This window comes from Erwinia sp. 2186 (assembly GCF_057812255.1).
Window position 1 is genome coordinate 1,061,782 of sequence record NZ_CM173824.1, and the last position, 20,861, is coordinate 1,082,642.

Annotated in this window: 14 protein-coding genes; 12 read left to right on the forward strand and 2 right to left on the reverse strand. The window is 56.5% G+C overall.

Translation table 11 applies throughout. The features are described 5' to 3' along the window. The first annotated feature begins 5 nt into the window (after nucleotides 1-5). The 5 genes from ACXKZG_RS04895 (at nucleotide 6) to ACXKZG_RS04915 (ending at nucleotide 5,623) form a co-directional block, all read left to right on the forward strand. Nucleotides 6-1,343, forward strand: coding sequence for an enolase C-terminal domain-like protein (locus ACXKZG_RS04895; protein ID WP_488875791.1), 1,338 nt, complete (start codon nucleotides 6-8; stop codon nucleotides 1,341-1,343). A 23-nt stretch (nucleotides 1,344-1,366) separates the two neighbouring features. Continuing rightward, nucleotides 1,367-2,707, forward strand: coding sequence for a glucarate dehydratase (gene gudD / locus ACXKZG_RS04900; RefSeq protein WP_471721068.1), 1,341 nt, complete (start codon nucleotides 1,367-1,369; stop codon nucleotides 2,705-2,707). 22 nt (nucleotides 2,708-2,729) lie between these two features. Next, on the forward strand, nucleotides 2,730-3,500 hold the full coding sequence (garL, locus tag ACXKZG_RS04905) for a 2-dehydro-3-deoxyglucarate aldolase (RefSeq protein WP_013203567.1): 771 nt from the start codon (nucleotides 2,730-2,732) through the stop codon (nucleotides 3,498-3,500). Between the two features lie 24 nt (nucleotides 3,501-3,524). Beyond that, nucleotides 3,525-4,409: a 2-hydroxy-3-oxopropionate reductase gene (gene garR / locus ACXKZG_RS04910; RefSeq protein WP_013203566.1), complete on the forward strand. Its 885-nt coding sequence runs from the start codon at nucleotides 3,525-3,527 to the stop codon at nucleotides 4,407-4,409. A gap of 74 nt (nucleotides 4,410-4,483) precedes the next feature. After that, nucleotides 4,484-5,623, forward strand: a complete 1,140-nt coding sequence (locus ACXKZG_RS04915) for a glycerate kinase (protein ID WP_346567055.1) — start codon at nucleotides 4,484-4,486, stop codon at nucleotides 5,621-5,623. A 35-nt stretch (nucleotides 5,624-5,658) separates the two neighbouring features. On the opposite strand, the gene barA is transcribed toward ACXKZG_RS04915, so the two are convergent. After that, a complete protein-coding gene (gene barA / locus ACXKZG_RS04920) occupies nucleotides 5,659-8,385 on the reverse strand; it encodes a two-component sensor histidine kinase BarA (RefSeq protein WP_488875792.1) in 2,727 nt (908 codons plus the stop codon). Between the two features lie 125 nt (nucleotides 8,386-8,510). Between barA and rlmD the strand changes: the two genes are divergently transcribed. The 5 genes from rlmD (at nucleotide 8,511) to eno (ending at nucleotide 16,340) form a co-directional block, all read left to right on the forward strand. Beyond that, nucleotides 8,511-9,827, forward strand: a complete 1,317-nt coding sequence (rlmD, locus tag ACXKZG_RS04925) for a 23S rRNA (uracil(1939)-C(5))-methyltransferase RlmD (RefSeq protein ID WP_013203563.1) — start codon at nucleotides 8,511-8,513, stop codon at nucleotides 9,825-9,827. Between the two features lie 32 nt (nucleotides 9,828-9,859). Continuing rightward, nucleotides 9,860-12,088, forward strand: a complete 2,229-nt coding sequence (gene relA, locus ACXKZG_RS04930) for a GTP diphosphokinase (protein ID WP_013203562.1) — start codon at nucleotides 9,860-9,862, stop codon at nucleotides 12,086-12,088. A gap of 206 nt (nucleotides 12,089-12,294) precedes the next feature. Beyond that, on the forward strand, nucleotides 12,295-13,077 hold the full coding sequence (mazG, locus tag ACXKZG_RS04935) for a nucleoside triphosphate pyrophosphohydrolase (protein WP_488875793.1): 783 nt from the start codon (nucleotides 12,295-12,297) through the stop codon (nucleotides 13,075-13,077). 194 nt (nucleotides 13,078-13,271) lie between these two features. Further along, nucleotides 13,272-14,909 (forward strand): glutamine hydrolyzing CTP synthase, encoded by a 1,638-nt coding sequence (gene pyrG / locus ACXKZG_RS04940; RefSeq protein WP_013203560.1) that lies wholly within the window; start codon nucleotides 13,272-13,274, stop codon nucleotides 14,907-14,909. A 135-nt stretch (nucleotides 14,910-15,044) separates the two neighbouring features. Continuing rightward, complete coding sequence (eno, locus tag ACXKZG_RS04945) at nucleotides 15,045-16,340, forward strand: phosphopyruvate hydratase (RefSeq protein WP_013203559.1); 1,296 nt, start codon at nucleotides 15,045-15,047, stop codon at nucleotides 16,338-16,340. Between the two features lie 83 nt (nucleotides 16,341-16,423). Here eno and ACXKZG_RS04950 read toward each other — a convergent pair whose 3' ends face one another. After that, a complete protein-coding gene (locus tag ACXKZG_RS04950) occupies nucleotides 16,424-17,848 on the reverse strand; it encodes an amidohydrolase family protein (RefSeq protein WP_488875794.1) in 1,425 nt (474 codons plus the stop codon). Between the two features lie 297 nt (nucleotides 17,849-18,145). Here ACXKZG_RS04950 and ACXKZG_RS04955 point away from each other — a divergent pair, with 297 nt between their 5' ends. Beyond that, on the forward strand, nucleotides 18,146-20,032 hold the full coding sequence (locus tag ACXKZG_RS04955) for an acyltransferase family protein (protein WP_488875795.1): 1,887 nt from the start codon (nucleotides 18,146-18,148) through the stop codon (nucleotides 20,030-20,032). 146 nt (nucleotides 20,033-20,178) lie between these two features. Continuing rightward, nucleotides 20,179-20,850: a 7-carboxy-7-deazaguanine synthase QueE gene (gene queE / locus ACXKZG_RS04960; RefSeq protein WP_488875796.1), complete on the forward strand. Its 672-nt coding sequence runs from the start codon at nucleotides 20,179-20,181 to the stop codon at nucleotides 20,848-20,850. Nucleotides 20,851-20,861 lie beyond the last annotated feature (11 nt).

A 20,861-nucleotide genomic window follows, 5' to 3' on the forward strand; every position in this document is an offset into this window, starting at 1 on the left:
GCGTTATGACCACGCAAAGCAGCCCTGTCATTACTGAGATGAAAGTCATTCCGGTGGCGGGCCACGACAGCATGCTGTTGAACATCGGCGGCGCGCATGGCGCCTTCTTCACCCGCAACATTGTGGTGTTAACGGACAGCGCCGGGCACACCGGCGTCGGTGAAGCGCCAGGCGGCGAAACCATTTACCAGACGCTGGTCGATGCCATCCCGCAGGTGATCGGTAAAGAAGTGGCCAGGATGAACAGCCTGGTGCAGCAGGTGCACAAAGGCAATCAGTCTGCCGACTTCGATACCTTTGGCAAAGGCGCCTGGACCTTCGAACTGCGGGTTAACGCGGTGGCTGCGCTGGAAGCCGCGCTGCTGGATTTACTGGGCAAATGCCTGAATGTGCCGGTGGCTGAACTGCTTGGCCCCGGTAAACAGCGCAATGAAGTGACGGTGCTGGGCTACCTGTTCTACGTCGGCGACCGGGAGAAAACCGATCTGCCGTATCTGGCGGGCGAGAAATCTGGCCACGACTGGTATCACCTGCGTCATCAAAAGGCGATGGACAGCGCCGCCATTGTTCGCCTGGGGGAAGCCGCACAGGACAAATATGGCTTCAGGGACTTCAAGCTGAAAGGCGGCGTTTTACCTGGCGAGCAGGAAATCGATGCCGTCAAAGCGATGAAGAAGCGATTCCCGGATGCGCGCATCACCGTTGATCCAAACGGTGCCTGGCACCTGGATGAAGCCATCACGCTGTGCAAAGACCTGCAGGGCATTCTGACCTATGCCGAGGATCCCTGCGGCGCAGAGCAGGGCTACTCCGGCCGCGAAGTGATGGCGGAATTCCGCCGCGCTACCGGTCTGCCGGTCGCCACCAATATGATTGCCACTAACTGGCGCGAGATGAATCACGCGGTGATGCTGAATTCGGTCGATATCCCGCTGGCGGATCCGCATTTCTGGACGTTGAGCGGCGCGGTGCGCGTGGCACAACTCTGTGACGACTGGGGCCTCACCTGGGGCTGCCACTCTAATAACCATTTCGACATCTCTCTGGCGATGTTTACCCACGTTGCTGCGGCAGCGCCGGGCAAACCGACCGCCATTGATACCCACTGGATCTGGCAGGAAGGCGACCAGCGCCTGACCAAAAATCCATTACAGATCCGCCAGGGCAAAATTGCGGTCCCGGACGCACCGGGGCTGGGCGTTGAACTGGACTGGGCGCAAATCGAGAAGGCCCACGAACTCTACAAAACGTTGCCTGGCGGCTCACGTAATGACGCCACGTCAATGCAGTATCTGGTCCCCGGCTGGACCTTCGATCGTAAACGTCCGGCCTTTGGACGCTGAACCCTGACAGGTAAGGAAGAGTTATGAACGCGATGACAGGAACCCCGTTAGTCACAGAAATGCAGGTTATCCCGGTGGCTGGTCACGACAGCATGTTGCTGAATCTGAGTGGCGCGCACGCGCCGTTTTTCACCCGCAATATCGTGATCATCAAAGACAACTCCGGGCACACGGGCGTGGGTGAAATTCCCGGCGGCGAGAAAATTCGTAAAACGCTGGAAGACGCGGCGCAGCTGATTATCGGCCACGGGTTGGGCGAATATAAAAACCTGCTGAGCCACGTGCGCGAAACTTTCGCCGATCGTGATGCCAGCGGCAGGGGAAATCAGACCTTCGATCTGCGCACCACCATTCATGTGGTTACCGGCATTGAAGCGGCGCTGCTGGATCTGCTGGGTCAGCACCTCGGCGTTAATGTGGCTTCGTTGCTCGGTGACGGTCAGCAGCGCGACCAGGTCGAAATGTTGGGCTACCTGTTCTACATCGGCGACAGCCGTAAGACCGACTTGCCTTACCAAAGTCAGCCCGAAGACAGCTGCGACTGGTATCGCCTGCGCCATCAGGAAGCGCTGAGCCCGGAAACGGTCGTGCGGCTGGCTGAAGCGGCCTACGAGAAATACGGCTTTAACGATTTCAAACTAAAAGGCGGCGTGCTGGCAGGCAGCGAAGAGGCCGAAGCGGTGACCGCGCTGGCTAAACGCTTCCCGCAGGCGAGGATCACCCTCGATCCGAACGGCGCCTGGTCACTTAACGAGGCGATTTCGCTGGGCAAGCAGCTGAAGGGCGTACTGGCGTATGCGGAAGATCCCTGTGGTGCCGAGCAGGGCTATTCCGGCCGTGAAGTGATGGCCGAGTTCCGCCGGGCAACCGGACTGCCGACCGCCACCAATATGATTGCCACCGACTGGCGGCAGATGGGCCATACTTTGTCCTTGCAGTCGGTCGATATTCCGCTGGCTGATCCGCACTTCTGGACCATGCAAGGTTCGGTTCGCGTGGCGCAGATGTGCCATGACTTTGGCCTCACCTGGGGTTCGCACTCCAATAATCATTTCGATATTTCGCTGGCGATGTTCACCCATGTGGCCGCCGCCGCGCCTGGCAAAATTACCGCCATCGATACCCACTGGATTTGGCAGGAAGGCAATCAGGGACTGACCCGACAACCGCTGCAAATTAAAGGCGGACGGGTGCAGGTTCCGCAACAACCGGGACTGGGCGTGGAGCTGGATATGGATAAAGTCATGCAGGCTCACCAGCTCTATCTGAAGCACGGACTGGGCGCGCGCGACGATGCGCAGGCCATGCAGTTCCTGGTGCCGAACTGGACCTTCGACAATAAACGCCCGTGTCTGGTGCGCTAATTTTCTTTCACAGGAGTTACTGATGAGCTACGTAAACAACCCCAACAGCTTCCGTCAGCGCCTGCTGGCCGGTGAAACCTTAATTGGCAGCTGGTGTGCCATGGCTAACCCGCTGACCACGGAAGTGCTTGGGCTGGCCGGTTTTGACTGGTTAGTGCTGGACGGTGAGCATGCGCCGAATGACATCACCACCTTTGTGCCGCAGCTGATGGCGCTGAAAGGCAGCCACAGTGCGCCGGTGGTACGTCCACCGACCAACGAGCCGGTGATCATCAAACGCCTGCTGGATATCGGTTTCTCCAACTTCCTGGTGCCTTTTGTCGAAACCGAAGAGGAAGCCATCCGCGCGGTCGCCTCCACCCGTTATCCGCCAGCCGGGATCCGTGGCGTCTCAGTTTCGCACCGCAGCAACATGTACGGCACGGTGCCGGACTACAACAACACCATCAACGATAACGTGACGGTGCTGGTGCAGATTGAAACCCAGCTGGGCGTCGACAACATTGATGCGATTGCTGCGGTCGACGGCGTGGACGGCATTTTTGTCGGCCCTGGCGACCTGTCCGCCGCGTTGGGCTACCTCGGCCAGCCCGCGCATCCGGAAGTGTTGAAAGTGATCAAATACCTGTTCGAGCGGGCCAAAGCCGCTGGCAAGCCAAGCGGTATCCTGGCGCCGGTCGAAGCCGATGCCCGTCGTTATCTGGAGTGGGGTGCTGGATTTGTTGCTGTAGGCAGCGACGTTGGCGTTTTCCGTGGTGCCACGCAGGCGCTGTGCGACCGCTTCAAAAAATAATCCCCCGAATCTGGAGAAGAAAAAATGAAAATTGGCTTTATTGGTCTGGGCATCATGGGCAAACCCATGAGCAAAAACCTGGTGAAAGCAGGTTACTCGTTAGTGGTTCGCGACCATAACCGCGAAAACGAAGCTGAGCTGGTAAGCCTGGGGGCGACGGTGGCCGGCAGCGCGAAAGAAGTGGCCGAGCAGAGCGATGTGATCATCACCATGCTGCCTAACTCACCCCAGGTGAAAGAAGCCCTGCTCGGTGAAGACAGCGTGATCCAGGGCGCAAAACCGGGCACTATCGTGATTGATATGAGTTCCATTGCGCCGCTGGCCAGCCGTGAAATTCACGATGAGCTGGCGAAGAAAAGCATCTCGCTGCTGGATGCGCCGGTTAGCGGCGGCGAACCGAAAGCGATTGAAGGCACGCTGTCGGTGATGGTCGGCGGCGATAAAGAGCTGTTTGATCAGTGCTACGACATCATGAAAGCGATGGCGGGCTCGGTGGTGCACACCGGCGATATTGGTGCCGGTAACGTCACCAAGCTGGCAAATCAGGTGATTGTGGCGCTGAACATTGCCGCCATGTCCGAAGCGCTGACGCTGGCTACCAAGGCGGGCGTGAACCCGGAACTGGTGTTCCAGGCGATCCGTGGCGGTCTGGCCGGCAGCACCGTGCTGGAAGCCAAAGCGCCGATGGTGATGGATCGCAACTTCAAGCCTGGTTTCCGTATCGATCTGCATATCAAGGATTTAGCCAATGCGCTGGATACCTCTCATGGCGTGGGCGCGCAGCTGCCATTAACGGCGGCGGTGATGGAGATGATGCAGGCGGTGAAGGCCGATGGCATGGGCACGTCCGACCACAGCGCGCTGGCTTGCTACTATGAGAAGTTAGCGAAAGTGGAAATCACTAAATAGCCTATGGTCCGGCTTGTCCGCAGGCCGGTATCTGCACTTTTGGTTGAGGCCAGGTCAACGCGCCAGGAAACCGTATGAAAATAGTAATCGCACCGGATTCATATAAAGAGAGCCTGTCGGCTCAGCAGGTCGCCACGCAGATCGAGCTGGGGTTTCGCGAGATATTTCCCGACGCGCACTACGTTAAGCTGCCGGTAGCAGATGGCGGAGAGGGAACTGTCGAGGCGATGGTAGCGGCAACCAAAGGCAAAATAATTGAGCTTGATGTCACTGGCCCGCTGGGCGAAACGGTGAGCGCTTTTTACGGCTTATCCGGTGACGAAAGCTGCGCATTTATTGAGATGGCGGCGGCCAGCGGGCTGGAGCTGGTGCCGGCCGCCCAGCGCGATCCGCTGATCACCACCTCTTATGGCACCGGCGAGCTGATCCGTAACGCGCTGGATAAGGGTGTTGAGCACTTTATTATTGGCATCGGCGGCAGCGCCACCAATGATGGCGGTGCCGGGATGGTGCAGGCGCTGGGTGCACAGTTGCTGGACACGGACGGCCAGCAGATTGGTTATGGCGGTGGACAGCTGCCGGCCCTGGCCCGCATTGATATGAGCCAGTTCGATTCCCGCATTAAACACTGTCGCTTTGAAGTGGCCTGCGATGTCACCAATCCGTTGCTGGGTGAAGAAGGCGCGTCGGCCATTTTTGGTCCACAAAAAGGCGCAACGCCAGAACTGGTGAAACAGCTGGATAGCGCGCTGGCGCATTACGCCGGGGTGATCCGCCGCGATCTGGATAAAGATGTGCTGACCATTGCCGGCGGCGGCGCGGCGGGCGGCATGGGCGTGGCATTGCACGCTTTCTGCCAGGCAGAACTGCGTCGCGGTATCGAAATCGTTACCGAAGCGTTAGGGCTGGATGCGCTGGTGAAGGATGCGACGCTGGTGATCACCGGTGAAGGCCGAATCGACAGCCAGTCCATTCACGGTAAAGTGCCTATTGGCGTGGCTCAGGTGGCGAAACGCTATAACAAACCGGTGATTGGTATTGCGGGCAGCCTGACCAAAGACGTGGGGATCGTGCATCAGCATGGTCTGGACGCGGTGTTCAGCGTGATTTACAGCATCTGCACGCTGGAAGAAGCGCTGGATAATGCCGCCGAAAACGTGCGTTTAAGCGCGCGCAATATTGCGGCGACGCTGGCAATAGGGCAAAAACTCTGACGGTTATCAGGCCGCTGTTTAGCGGCCATCCGGGCTTAGAGACTCAACCGATTTTTCGCCAGTCTGGCCACATTTTCCATCTCATCCAGCAGTTCAAACAGCTCCGGTTCCACCGCATCAATGCTGTCATGGGCGCGCAGGCCTTGTTCAAGCTGCAGACAAAGCTGCTTCAGCCTTGGCACGCCGCTGTAGCTGGCGCTGCCGTGCAGCTTATGAATAATGTCACGTAGCGCCAGCGTATCGTCAGACGCCATATAACTCTCTACCAGCCCCTTCACCTCCGGCAGGAAGTCCACCAGCATTTGCAGCAGATCGCGCGCCAAATCCGGCTTATTCGCCGCCTGACGCAGCGCCAGCTGCCAGTCCAGCGACGCCGGAACATCCTGCAGTTTCGCCGCCACCGCCAGTAATCCCGGCGTATAGCGCGCCAGCAGCTGGCTCAGTTTGGCTTCATCAATCGGCTTGGCGAGATAGTCGTTCATCCCGGCTTCAATCAGGTGCTCTTTCTCACCATCCAGCGCATGGGCGGTCACCGCCACAATCGGCGTGGAAGCGTGCTGCGGGTAACTGCGGATGATTTCGCTGGCGCGGATGCCGTCGATATCCGGCATCTGAATATCCATCAGGATAATGTCCAGATTGCGCTGCTGCGCCTGCTTGATCGCCGCTTCACCGCTGTCGCACAACACGATATTTTCAACCTGCTCTTCCAGCAGCGCGCCAATCAGCTTGAGGTTGGCCGGATTATCATCCACCGCCATCACCGTCAGCGGCAGGCGCAGACGGGCAGGGAGGTAGACCGCTTCGCGGGTGTGGTTCTCAATCAGTACCGGCAGCAAACGCGTCAGGCTGACCGGCTTAATCAGGCAGGCGTTGACGCCGCGAGACTTCAGCTCCTCGGCATAAATCTGCATCTGGCAAGGCAGGGCCATGATCAGGTTATCGGCGCGTTTCAAGGCGGGCAGCAGCAGCTCGGCGGAGATTTCCCGGTCGGCCTGTTTGGTCACCGGCAGGCCCAGCAGCAGGGCATCAAAATGCCCGTCCGGCAGGCCATCCAGCGTGGTGCTGTAGCTGATGTTCATCTGCGTGGCGCCGAGCATTTCAAGCGTCGCTTTTGCCGCGGCACTGTTGGCTTCAACATACGCCAGGCGTTTGCCGATCAGGCAGTCCGTCGCCCGACGATCGCTATTGGCATTCGGATTCAGCGCCAGGTTGATATTGAACCAGAAGGTGGAACCCTGATTCATCCGGCTGTGCAGCGAGATTTCCCCACCCATTTCGTTCACCAGCTTCTGGGTGATCACCAGCCCAAGCCCGGTTCCGCCATGGCGACGGGAAATGCTGGCGTCGGCCTGACGGAACGCCTGGAACAGCTGCGACTGCTGCTTCTCGGAGATGCCAATACCGGTATCGTGGATCTGCACTTCCAGATTCACCCGGTTAGTGCTCAGCGAACGCAGCTCAATACGGATATCGATGTTGCCCCGCTCGGTAAATTTGATCGCGTTGCCTAACAGATTGATGATGATTTGCTGCAGACGCAGCGGATCGCCGATGGTGTTATCCGGCACCTCCGGCTGAATGCTGAGCGTTAATTCCAGCCCTTTTTCATGGGCCGACTGCGCCAGCAGCACCACCACTTCATCCAGCGTGTCGCGCAGCGGGAACGGGATGGTTTCCAGCACCAGCTTGCCCGCTTCCAGCTTGGAAAAGTCCAGCACGTCGTTGATGATGCTTAACAGGTTATTGGCCGACCGCTCGATGGTGTGCAGATAGTCGCGTTGGGTAATATTCAGCGGGGTTTTCAGCGTCTGGCGGGTAAAGCCGATCACGCCGTTCAGCGGCGTGCGCAACTCGTGCGACATATTTGCCAGGAACTCGGACTTGATCCTCGCAGCTTCCTGCGCGCGCTTTTTGGCTAAATCCAGCTCCACGTTCTGGATCTCCATCTGCTCCAGCGTTTCGCGCAGATCGGAGGTAGCCTGGTCGATATTTTGCTGCATCTCTTCGTGGTAGGCGGTTAACGACATGGCCATCGAGTTGATGCCGTTCTTCAGCATATCCAGCTCACCGAGCATATTGCCGTTGACCCGGCTGTCCAGCTGACCGCGACGAATGCGGTCAACGGTGCTGACCATATCGCGGATCGGGCTGGTGACATCGCGCATCAGGCGATAGGCAAAGTACATCGCCAGACACAAACAGAGCAGCAGCAGCAGGGTGGAGACAAATACCTCCTTATATTGCTGCAAACGCACCGACTGCAGATCTAATTCAATCGCCACATAGCCGAGGGGATTGCCGTCGGGTTTGGCATCTTCGCCGGGTGACTCGTCGGGATAATAGCTTTCAGAGACAATTGGCGTGCGCAGAATGACCGAATTGCCCTCACGCTGATAGCTGAATAAATTCGACAGTTTTTGCCCGGCCGGCAGCCGCAGCTTATCGGCGTCGGTATGAAAGTTCGAGGTGACGAATAGCTGATTTTGCGCGTCAAAAATCGAAATAGAGCGGACGATTTCCGAGTGGCGACGGTGCAGCAGGCTAACCAGTTGCCTGACCGACTCTTTACTGTGGAAGGTCATGCCATATTCACTGGCGACCGCCAGCGGCTCGATGATGTTGGCGCCCGCGTCCACTAACTGTTTCTGCAGCTCGTTATAGCGATGTACGATGAAAAACGTACTTAATAACAGGCCAATCATCAGCGTCGGGGCCAGTATTAAAATCATCATCCGTGCCCGCAGGCTATATTTGGTCATAAACTTCCTTAAGAAAATCTCTTTCGCCCGGCCATCACGCGGGTCGAATTAATCCGTATGCTGGTGTAGGCTACGCACGATTTTTAGTGGCTGACACAGCTGATTACTTTCGGGACAGGCGAATAATGGCGCAATTCTACTCTGCAAAACGGCGCGTGACGACCCGCCAGATCATCATAGTGACGGTTAATGACCTCGATGGATTTGGCCAGGGCGTGGCAAGGCATAATGGTAAAGCGCTGTTTATCGCAGGCGCGCTGCCGGGTGAGCAGGTGGAAGTCGATATCACCGAAGATAAACGCGCCTGGGCCAGGGGGAAAACGCGCAAAATCCTCAAGGCCAGCCCGGACCGCGTCACGCCAAAATGCCCGCACTTCACCGAATGTGGCGGCTGCCAGCAGCAGCACGTCTCACCTGCTTTACAACAGAGCAGCAAAGCCCAGGCGCTGTCGCGTCTGTTGAGCCAGCAAACCGGTCAGCCGGCCGAGGTCGATACCATCCTTTCCGGTGAGGCGTATGGCTATCGCCGTCGTGCCCGGCTGGGCCTCAGCTACCAGCCGCGCAGCAAAACGCTGCAAATGGGATTCCGCAAGGCGGGCTCCAACGATCTGGTCTCTCTGACGCAATGCCCTATTTTAAAGCCCGAACTTAATGCATTGATCGCGCCGCTGCATCAGGTGTTGAGCACTTTACACGCAGTCAGCACCTTAGGGCATATCGAGCTGGTGCTGGCCGATAACGGCCCGCTGCTGGTGTTGCGCCATCTTGAGCCATTAATTGCTGAGGATCGTGAAAAACTGGAACAGTTTTCGCATAAGCATAAGGTGGCGTTATACCTGGCAGCAGAAAGCGATACGCTGGAGCAGGTAAATGGGGAGATGCCGTTCTACCGCATCCATGACCTGACCCTGACGTTCAGCCCGCGCGATTTTATTCAGGTCAACGGCGCGCTGAACGAGCAAATGGTAAGCCAGGCGTTAGCATGGCTCGATTTACAACCGGAAGATCGGGTGCTTGACCTGTTTTGCGGCATGGGAAACTTCACGCTGCCTGTAGGAAAAGTCGTTAAAAATGTTACGGGTGTGGAGGGTGTTGCAGCATTAGCGGCAAAGGGTGGTTATAATGCCGCCCTGAATAATCTGAATAATGTCAGCTTCTTTCAGCACAACCTGGAAGAGGACGTGACGCGGCAGCCATGGGCCGCAGAGGGATTTAACAAGGTGTTATTGGATCCGGCCCGTGCCGGGGCGGCAGGCGTGATGGATCACATCATTAAACTTGCGCCCGAACGCGTGGTCTATGTTTCCTGTAATCCGACTACACTTGCTCGGGATAGTCAGAGTCTTCTGACCTCCGGCTACCAATTGGAAAGGATTACGCTGCTTGATATGTTTCCGCATACCGGGCACGTGGAATCCATGGTGTTATTTAGCCGAAAATAGGCGCCCGGACGGGCGTCAAGGCAGGAGAGGATATGGTTGCGGTAAGAAGTGCACATTTGAATACGGCTGGCGAGTTTGCACTCGACCAATGGATCACCAGTTTGGGGATCTCTAATCCGCAGTCATGTGAACGACTGGCCGAGACCTGGCGCTATTGCGAAGAAGCCACCCGGAATCATCCTGACGCGGCGTTGCTGCTGTGGCGGGGCGTTGAGATGGTGGAAATCCTCTCAATGCTCAGTATGGACAACGAAAGCCTGCGGGCTGCGCTGTTGTTCCCACTCGCCAACACCCACGTCGTCTCTGAAGAGGTGCTGGAAGAGCACTTCGGTAAAGCCATTGTCTCACTGGTGCACGGCGTGCGTGATATGGACGCCATCCGCCAGCTGAAAGCCACCCACAATGATTCCATGGCGCCTGAGCAGGTGGATAACGTCCGCCGGATGCTGCTGGCGATGGTGGAAGATTTCCGCTGCGTGGTGATCAAACTCGCCGAGCGCATCGCCCACCTGCGCGAAGTGAAGGATGCGCCGGAAGATGAGCGCGTGCTGGCGGCGAAAGAATGTACCAATATCTACGCGCCGCTGGCGAACCGCCTCGGCATCGGCCAGCTCAAATGGGAACTGGAAGATTTCTGCTTCCGCTATCTGCATCCCGACGAATACAAACGCATCGCCAAATTGCTGCATGAAAGGCGCATCGATCGTGAAGGTTACATCGATACCTTTGTGCAATCCCTGCGCACGGAGATTGTGAAAGAGGGCGTCAAGGCAGAAGTCTATGGTCGTCCGAAACACATCTACAGCATCTGGCGCAAGATGCAGAAAAAGTCGCTGACCTTTGACGAGCTGTTTGACGTGCGCGCGGTGCGTATCGTGGCCGAACGCCTGCAGGATTGCTACGGTGCGCTGGGGATTGTGCACACGCTCTATCGCCATCTGCCCAGCGAATTCGACGACTACGTCGCCAATCCGAAACCGAACGGTTACCAGTCAATCCATACCGTGGTGCTGGGGCCGAAAGGCAAAACCGTTGAAGTGCAGATCCGTACCCGCCAGATGCATGAAGATGCCGAGCTGGGCGTCGCCGCGCACTGGAAATACAAAGAGGGTGGCACCGGCGGCAATGCGCGCGGTGCGGCAGGTCATGAAGAACGTATTGCCTGGCTGCGTAAGCTGATTGCCTGGCAGGAAGAGATGGCGGACTCCGGCGAAATGCTGGATGAGGTGCGTAGCCAGGTGTTTGACGATCGGGTGTATGTGTTTACCCCGAAAGGCGACGTGGTGGATTTGCCTGCGGGTTCAACCCCGCTCGACTTTGCCTATCATATCCACAGCGATATCGGCCACCGCTGCATCGGTGCCAAGATCAGCGGGCGCATCGTGCCCTTTACCTATCAGCTGCAGATGGGCGACCAGATCGACATCATCACCCAGAAGCAGCCGAACCCAAGCCGCGACTGGCTGAACCCGAACCTCGGGTATGTCACCACCAGCCGCGGGCGCTCAAAAATTCATGCCTGGTTCCGTAAGCAGGATCGTGACAAGAACGTGGTGGCGGGTCGTCAGATCCTCGACAGCGAGCTGGACCATCTTGATATCAGCATGAAAGAGGCAGAGAAGCTGCTGCTGCCGCGCTACAACGTTAACTCGCTGGACGAGCTGCTGGCCGCCATCGGCGGTGGCGATATCCGCCTCAACCAGATGAGCAACTTCCTGCAGTCGAAGCTGCACAAGCCCAGTGCTGAGGAAGAAGATCGCGAGGCGCTGCGTCAGCTCACGCAGAAATCAGCGGCACCGCGCAGCAAAGAGAGTGGCCGGGTGGTGGTCGAAGGCGTCGGCAATCTGATGCACCATATCGCGCGCTGCTGCCAGCCCATTCCGGGCGACGATATCGTCGGCTTTATCACCCAGGGACGCGGGATCTCGATCCACCGCGCCGACTGCGATCAGCTGACCGATCTGACCTCGCATGCGCCGGAACGGATTGTTGATGCAGTGTGGGGCGAAAGCTACTCCAGCGGTTATTCGCTGGTGGTGCGCGTCACCGCCAACGATCGTAGCGGCCTGCTGCGCGATATCACCACCATTCTGGCCAATGAAAAGGTCAACGTGCTGGGTGTTTCCAGCCGCAGCGACACCAAAAAGCAGCTGGCGACCATCGATATGGATATTGAGATCTACAACCAGCAGGTGCTCGGAAGGGTGATTGCGCGGTTGAACCAGGTTCCAGACATCATCGACGCCAGGCGCTTGCATTAATTTGTCAGGTGGCGACTTTACTTGCCAGTTTGCGTCCCGGCAGTGCTCGTCCAGGTCACATACTCATGTATGCTCCCAGGCCTGTGCGCTGGCGGGACGCAACCTGACTGCGACAGTTACGCCACGACGTTGTTAAAGATACGTTCACATCAAGAACGACAACCCTCTGGCTGTCAGTTCTTGCCAATCTGATTATGGAAAATGTTATGAATGCACTCGATCGCCTGCTGGGCATCATGAAAACCCTGCGCGATCCTGAAGGCGGTTGCCCGTGGGACCGCGAGCAGACTTACGCCACCATCGCGCCTTACACCCTTGAAGAAACCTACGAAGTGCTGGATGCCATCAGCCGTGAAGATTTTGACGATCTGCAGGGCGAGCTGGGTGATTTGCTGTTCCAGGTGGTGTTTTATGCGCAGATGGCCAATGAAGAAGGGCGCTTCAACTTCGACGATATCTGCAACACTATTAGCGATAAGCTGGAACGCCGCCATCCGCACATTTTTGCCGACGTGAAGGTTAGCGGCAGTCAGGATGTGCTGACTCACTGGGAGCAGATTAAAACCCGCGAGCGGGCGGAGAAAGCGCAGCATTCGGCGCTGGATGATATCCCGCGCGCGCTGCCAGCTTTGATGCGTTCGCACAAGATTCAGAAGCGCTGCAGTAACGTCGGCTTCGACTGGCATACGCTTGGGCCGGTGCTGGACAAAGTGTATGAAGAGATCGACGAAGTGATGCATGAGGCTAAGCAGGCGGTAATCGATCAACAGAAGCTGGAAGAGGAAATTGGCGACCTGTTGTTTGCCACGGTGAATCTGTCGCGGCATCTGGGTAGCAAAGCCGAGATCGCGCTGCAAAAAGCCAACGACAAATTCGAACGCCGCTTCCGTCAGGTTGAGCAGAATATTGCCGATCAAGGGCTGGCGATGCAGGACGCGACGCTCGAACAGATGGAAGCTGCCTGGCAGCAAATCAAAGCCCGCGAGTAATAGCTGACTCGATTCAACAAAAGTGTGACTTGTATCAACCTCCGCCGCCGGCAAATCGGGTAATATTTTGTCGGTCAATACGGTGGCAGGCAGACAATCGGAAACGATTAATTGTGGCACTGCAGGGATTCGGGTAGACTGTTTTCCCGTCCTGGTTATTCCATCGTCTTTAAACCTACTTTCTCAGGTTCAGCATGACAACGAACTATATTTTTGTGACCGGCGGGGTCGTATCCTCTCTGGGAAAAGGCATTGCCGCAGCCTCCCTGGCCGCTATTCTTGAAGCACGCGGTCTTAACGTGACCATCATGAAACTGGACCCGTACATCAACGTGGACCCAGGCACCATGAGCCCAACTCAACACGGCGAAGTGTACGTCACCGACGACGGCGCAGAAACCGATCTGGATTTGGGTCACTACGAGCGTTTCATCCGCACCAAGATGAGCCGTCGTAACAACTTCACCACTGGCCGTATCTACTCAGAAGTCCTGCGCAAAGAGCGCCGGGGCGATTATCTGGGCGCGACCATTCAGGTTATCCCGCATATCACCAATGCCATCAAAGAGCGCATCATCGAAGGCGGTGAAGGCCATGATGTGGTGCTGGTTGAAATTGGCGGCACCGTGGGTGATATCGAATCCCTGCCATTCCTTGAAGCTATCCGCCAGATGGCGGTTCAGGTTGGCCGCGAGCACACCCTGTATATGCACCTGACGCTGGTGCCTTACATGGCCGCCGCTGGCGAAGTGAAAACCAAGCCAACTCAGCACTCGGTAAAAGAACTGCTGTCCATCGGTATTCAGCCAGACGTGCTGATTTGCCGTTCCGATCGCGCCGTACCCGCCAACGAACGTGCGAAAATCGCCCTGTTCTGTAACGTGCCGGAAAAAGCGGTAATCTCGCTGAAAGATGTTGATTCCATTTATAAAATCCCGGGCATGTTAAAATCCCAGGGTCTGGATGACTTTATCTGTAAGCGCTTCAATCTAAATGCACCGGAAGCGAACCTGGCCGAATGGGAACAGGTGATCTACGAAGAAGCCAATCCGGGCGGCGAAGTGACTATCGGTATGGTCGGCAAATATGTCGAGCTGCCAGATGCGTACAAGTCAGTGATTGAAGCCCTGAAGCACGGTGGTCTGAAAAACCGTGTGACGGTAAACATCAAGCTGATCGACTCGCAGGATGTTGAAACCCGCGGTGTCGAATTGCTGAAAGATTTGGATGCTATTCTTATCCCTGGCGGCTTCGGCTACCGTGGTGTGGAAGGCAAACTGATGACCGCCCGTTACGCGCGTGAGAACAACGTTCCTTACCTCGGCATTTGCCTGGGTATGCAGGTTGCGCTGATGGAATTCGCCCGTAACGTCGCCGGAATGGAAGGCGCAAACTCCACGGAATTTGTGCCAGACTGTAAGTATCCGGTGGTGGCATTGATCACCGAATGGCGTGATGAAGAAGGCAATGTTGAGCAGCGCACCGAGCAGAGCGATTTAGGCGGCACCATGCGTCTGGGCAGCCAGCAGTGCCAGCTGACCACCGACAGTCTGGTTCACCAGCTGTACGGTTCAGAAACCATTGTTGAGCGTCATCGCCATCGTTATGAAGTCAACAATATGCTGTTGAAGCAGATTGAAGCGGCTGGATTACGTGTGGCAGGCCGCTCCGGGGATGACCAGCTGGTGGAGATCATTGAGATCCCTGACCATCCATGGTTTGTTGCGTGTCAGTTCCATCCGGAATTCACCTCAACCCCGCGTGACGGTCACCCGCTGTTTGCTGGCTTTGTGAAAGCCGCTAGCGACTACCAGAAGCGTTTGGCAAACTAAGTATTTTCATAATGGCGCTGACTGACTAATCACCAGATGCCGGGCTGCAGCTCACACCGCTGCAGCGCCAAAATGGCGGTTAATCCGGGCGTTGTTTGTCTGAGTTTAAGTAAACTTGATACTGAGGAAAAACTAATGTCCAAAATCGTTAAAGTCATCGGTCGCGAAATCATCGACTCCCGTGGAAACCCGACCGTTGAAGCTGAAGTGCACCTGGAAGGCGGTTTCGTAGGTATGGCTGCTGCACCATCAGGCGCTTCTACCGGTTCTCGCGAAGCGCTGGAACTGCGTGACGGTGACAAATCTCGTTTCCTGGGTAAAGGCGTAACGAAAGCCGTTGCTGCGGTTAACGGCCCTATCGCTAACGCGGTAACGGGTAAAGACGCGAAAGACCAGGCAAACATCGACAAGATCATGATCGATCTGGACGGTACCGAGAACAAATCCCAGTTCGGCGCTAACGCCATTCTGGCTGTTTCTCTGGCTGCTGCGAAAGCCGCTGCTGCTGCCAAAGGCATGCCGCTGTATGAGCACATCGCTGAGCTGAACGGTACCCCGGGCAAATTCTCTATGCCACTGCCAATGATGAACATCATCAACGGCGGCGAGCACGCCGACAACAACGTCGACATCCAGGAATTTATGATCCAGCCTGTGGGCGCAAAAACGCTGAAAGAAGCCATCCGTATGGGTTCTGAAGTGTTCCACACCCTGGCGAAAGTGCTGAAGTCTAAAGGTATGGGTACGGCTGTGGGTGACGAAGGTGGCTACGCGCCTAACCTGGGTTCCAACGCAGAAGCGCTGGCGGTTATCGCTGAAGCGGTAAAAGCAGCAGGCTACGAGCTGGGCAAAGACATCACCCTGGCGATGGACTGTGCAGCATCTGAATTCTACAAAGACGGCAAGTATGTGCTGGCGGGTGAAGGCAACAAAGAATTCACCTCTGAAGAGTTCACTCACTTCCTGGAAGACCTGACCAAACAGTACCCAATCGTCTCTATCGAAGACGGTCTGGACGAATCTGACTGGGCTGGCTTCGCATACCAGACTAAAGTACTGGGCGACAAAATCCAGCTGGTGGGCGACGATCTGTTCGTAACCAACACCAAGATCCTGAAAGAAGGTATCGACAAAGGTATCGCTAACTCCATCCTGATCAAATTCAACCAGATCGGTTCTCTGACCGAAACTCTGGCTGCGATCAAAATGGCGAAAGATGCTGGTTATACCGCAGTGATCTCTCACCGTTCAGGTGAAACCGAAGACGCCACTATCGCTGACCTGGCGGTAGGTACTGCAGCGGGCCAGATCAAAACCGGTTCTATGAGCCGTTCTGACCGTGTTGCTAAGTACAACCAGCTGATCCGTATCGAAGAAGCGCTGGGAGCACGTGCGCCATTCAACGGTCTGAAAGAAGTTAAAGGTCAGTAATGACCTGACTTCCCGGCCCGTCACGGGCTGAGGAATTTCAGCTGAAACTAAACCGGGCCCGTTAATCGCGGGCCCGGTTTTTTTTATGCCTTTTTCAGCTGTCCGAACACCAGTCTTCCCTGATGGAAGGTGGCCTGCACCGCCGGTACGCGGGCCACCGCTTCGGCTGAGCAGCTGGCGTCGACCAGCATCATCTCCGCCGCATCATTGACCGCCGGCCACTGACGCTGCCCCGCATCGCTCAGCGGCAAAATATTGCCGGTGGCAATCGCCAGCGAACGGGTCAGGCCGAACTCGTCGGAGTTGCCGTACAGCTGGGCATACAGATTGGCTTTCTCCAGCATGCTGCCGGTGCCAAACGGCGACCAGTGATCGATCACGCTGTCGGTGCCGGTCATTACGAACACGCCTTTCTCACTCAACTGCGGCAGCGGCATTGAGAGTTTGCCAATCGGCACCGTGGAAGCCACGGTAAACTGCTGCTCGGCCAGGCCGTTGATCACCTCTTCCAGCTCATTTCCCTGCATTACCGATAACGCAAAGCCGTGGCTCAGCGTGACCTTGCCCTTCAGCTGCGGGTTCTTCTCGACGGTGCTGATCATGTACTTCACCGCGGCAATGCCCGCTGGGGTAGTTTCGTGCAGATGGATATCGACGCCTTTGTGGCTATCCAGCGCGATCTGGAACATCGCATCCAGCGACTTCTCCATTGCGCCATCAACATTCGTCGGATCGAGGCCGCCAACGTACTGCACGCCCATCTGCATCGCTTCACGCATCAGGCCATCGACGTTAGCGTGCAGCAGGCCATGCTGTGGAAACGCCACAATCTCACAGCTGAAGTCCTGCTGATGCTTCTGCAAGGCAATCTGCAAATGCTCCAGGCTTTTCAGGCCGCTGACCGGATCGATATTGCAGTGGCTGCGGGCAACGGTGGTGCCTTTGGATTGTAACAGCCCGATGATCGCTTCGGCATGCTCGACAGAGTGCGGCAGCAGCCGCGGGATAATGACCTGCTCACGGGCAATCATATCCATGATGGTTTTGCCTTTGCGCGGGCGTGGCGCTTCCCAGTGGCTGCCGTAAAAGGTTTTATCCAGATGGATATGCATATCGCGCGTGGCGGGCAGCAGCAGCATGCCCTGTGCATCGTAGGCGGGCAGGGCGCTGGCCGCGCGCGCCTTAACCTGACTTATCGCGACGATTTTGCCGTGATTGATTTCCAGATCGTAGAGCGCGGTGTGCGTGGCGATAATCATCTCGCCTTCGCGCTCAAATCCCTCTTCCAGCCTGACGTTTCGCAGGACGTAATGCGCATCAGCGAGGGTTTTGGTCTGGCTGGCATCGTCGCAGGGTACGCTTGCCGATGCATTGTTGACGGTTGCGGCGCCTGCCATCCCAGAGGCAAGAAGGGCGCTGCCAGCGGTCATTCTGGCGCCGGTAGAGAGGAAGTTCCTGCGGCTTTGTTGAACGGTTTGCACATCAGTTTCCTTTTTTATTGTGGTCATTTCCCCAGCAATACTACCTGAATGAAGATTGCTAGCAATCCTGTCGGGTGTAAAAATATGCAAGGTTTGCTGCGCACGTTTTAAGTCCAGCGCAGCGGTGCGGCACACGCCACCTGAGGATTATCTGAAAAAACCGGCCTGTCAGCGGGGTGATCTGCAGTATTTGTGAATTTTATTAATGAGTTGCGGAAAAAATCTGCCTTTTAAGGAATGGTCTGATTTGTGTTAAGGAGGGCGAAATATCAGGTCAATTTATGTAAGTTCGCGGTTACGAAATGTAATCAGGACCAGTATAAAATGAAATACAGAGCGGATGTAGATGGACTGCGGGCGCTGGCGGTGTTGCCGGTAATCGCCTATCACATGGGAATATCCGGGATCCCGGGCGGGTTTACCGGCGTGGATATCTTCTTCGTGATATCAGGCTACCTTATCTGCGGCATTATTTACAATGGCGCTATGAACAACACCTTCTCCTATCTGGATTTTTACAAACGCCGCAGCCTGCGCATTCTGCCGCCGCTGTTTGTGGTGATGCTGACCACCTTAGCCTTTGGCTACTACCATCTGCTGCCGGCGCAGTTCAGCGATCTCAGCAACAGTTCGCTGGCCACGCTGCTGTTCTCGTCGAACATCTTCTTCTGGAAAACCACCGGCTACTTTGCCGGGCCAGCCGAACTGAAGCCGCTGCTGCATACCTGGTCGCTGGCCGTTGAAGAGCAGTTCTACATTATCTTCCCGGTGATCCTGCTGTTGGTGGTGCGCTTCTTCCGTCAGCGCACCACGCAGGTGATGCTGCTGATTATCGCCGTATCGCTGATGTTAAGCATCTATGCGGTGACACGAAAACCGACCTTCACCTTCTATATGCTGCCAACCCGCGCATGGGAACTGGCGCTGGGCGGCATCATTGCGGTTGCTGGCCTGGAAGCGAAAATGGCGAAGGTGTCGCAGGGGATTAAACATCTGATGAGCCTGGCGGGACTCGGGCTGATCCTGTTTGGCTTCCTGTGGCTCAACACCGATAAACCCTTCCCGGCATGGAATGCCCTCTGGCCCTGTCTCGGCAGCTTCCTGATTATTCTTGCCGGGCAAAAAGCGGCGGTTTCCCGCGTGCTGGCGCTGAAGCCGATCGTCTACATCGGCATGATCTCCTACTGCCTGTATCTGTGGCACTGGCCGATTATCGTTTACAGCCGGATGTTCGCGAACTTTGCGCCTGGCGTTCGCGAGATGGTTATCGCTGGCCTGTCGCTGCTGTTGGCGGTCGCCTCTCGTTACCTGATTGAAATCCCCTTCCGCTACAAGCTGGCGGTGTTCAGCCCGGGCAGAATTGTGGCGGCGTCGGTGGTGGGGCTGGTGTTGATGGCTTCCGGCACCTTCTATAAAGGGCATCTCGACAACAATGCCGGCCAGTTCTCCACGGATGCGCTGGCGCTGGCGAAATATACCCAGTACAAGGACATGCCCGAATTTAACTATCAGTACCGACTGGGCCGCTGCTTTGTGGACGGTAAAAGCGAGGAAGATAAACCGTTCGATCGGGATTACTGCCTGAAAACCTCAGACACGGCGAAAAATTACGTGCTGATTGGCGACAGCCATGCGGCCCATCTGTGGCGGGCACTCAGCCTGGCGGCCGGGCAGGGCATCAATGTGATTCAGGCCACTTCGGCAGGCTGTAAGCCGCTGTACCAGCAGTCGCTGCGCAACCCTTGTACCGATCTGGTGGATTATGTCTACGGCTCGTGGATCCCCAAACACAAGATTGACGGCATCATCATCTCCGCACGCTGGGCACCGGAAGACATTGCGCCGCTGAAAGCCACACTACAGCATCTGAAAGGCGTGTCGGACAACGTGATCGTGATGGGCCCGACCATTGAGTATTCGGAAGCGTTGCCGGACCTGCTGGCCTATCAGACCGACGGCCGTAAAGATCTGGTGGCGTCGTCGATCGACCACAGCATCAAACAGACCGACAGCGCGATGAAGCAGGCGATGGTGGATGCGCAGACCCGCTACATCTCGGTTTATTCCATCATTTGTCCGGGCGATATCTGTCGTGGGCTGGCGTCGGATGGGCATCCCATCTCCAACGACTATGGCCATTTCACCCTGAGTGGCGCAAAAGACGTGGCGAAACAGGCGATGACCGAGATGCATCAGGACAACTTTATGTAATCCGCCGGGGCCGGCAGCACGCTGGCCCCTTCAACCCTCACCTAACGGAAGTCAGATAGCCGCCAGCCAGCACAAAGCGGTTTGGCTATCTCCGCGCCAATCTGCCATACTCTGCGCCCTTAAATTCACTTCCAGTTGAGACTGTCATGCAGTACCCGATTAATGAAATGTTCCAGACGTTGCAGGGCGAAGGGTTTTATACCGGCGTTCCGGCAATTTTTATCCGCCTGCAAGGATGCCCGGTGGGCTGCAGCTGGTGTGATACCAAACACACCTGGGATAAGCTGGCCGATCGGGAAACCTCGCTGGGCGATATCTTAACCAAAACCGTCGAAACCGATGCGTGGGGCTCGGCCAATGCCGCCGCGTTGCTGGCAGTGATTGCCAACCATGGCTGGACGGCGCGCCATATTGTGATCACCGGCGGCGAGCCCTGCATCCACGATCTGACGCCGCTGACCCAGACGCTGCAACAGCACGGCTTCAGCTGCCAGATCGAAACCAGCGGTACTCACGAGGTGCTTTGCAGCGCAGAGACCTGGGTGACGGTGTCGCCGAAGGTGAATATGCGCGGGGGTTATGACGTGTTGAATCAGGCGCTGGTGCGCGCGGATGAAGTGAAGCATCCGGTGGCCCGTCAGCGTGATGTGGAGGCTTTACAGGCGCTGTTGGCCACGCTGAATGATGACAAGCCGCGGATTATCGCGCTGCAGCCGATCAGTCAGAAAGACGATGCGACTAAGCTGTGCATTGAAACCTGTATCAAGCACAACTGGCGTTTATCGATGCAGACGCATAAGTACCTGAACATCGCTTAGTGGTCCACTGT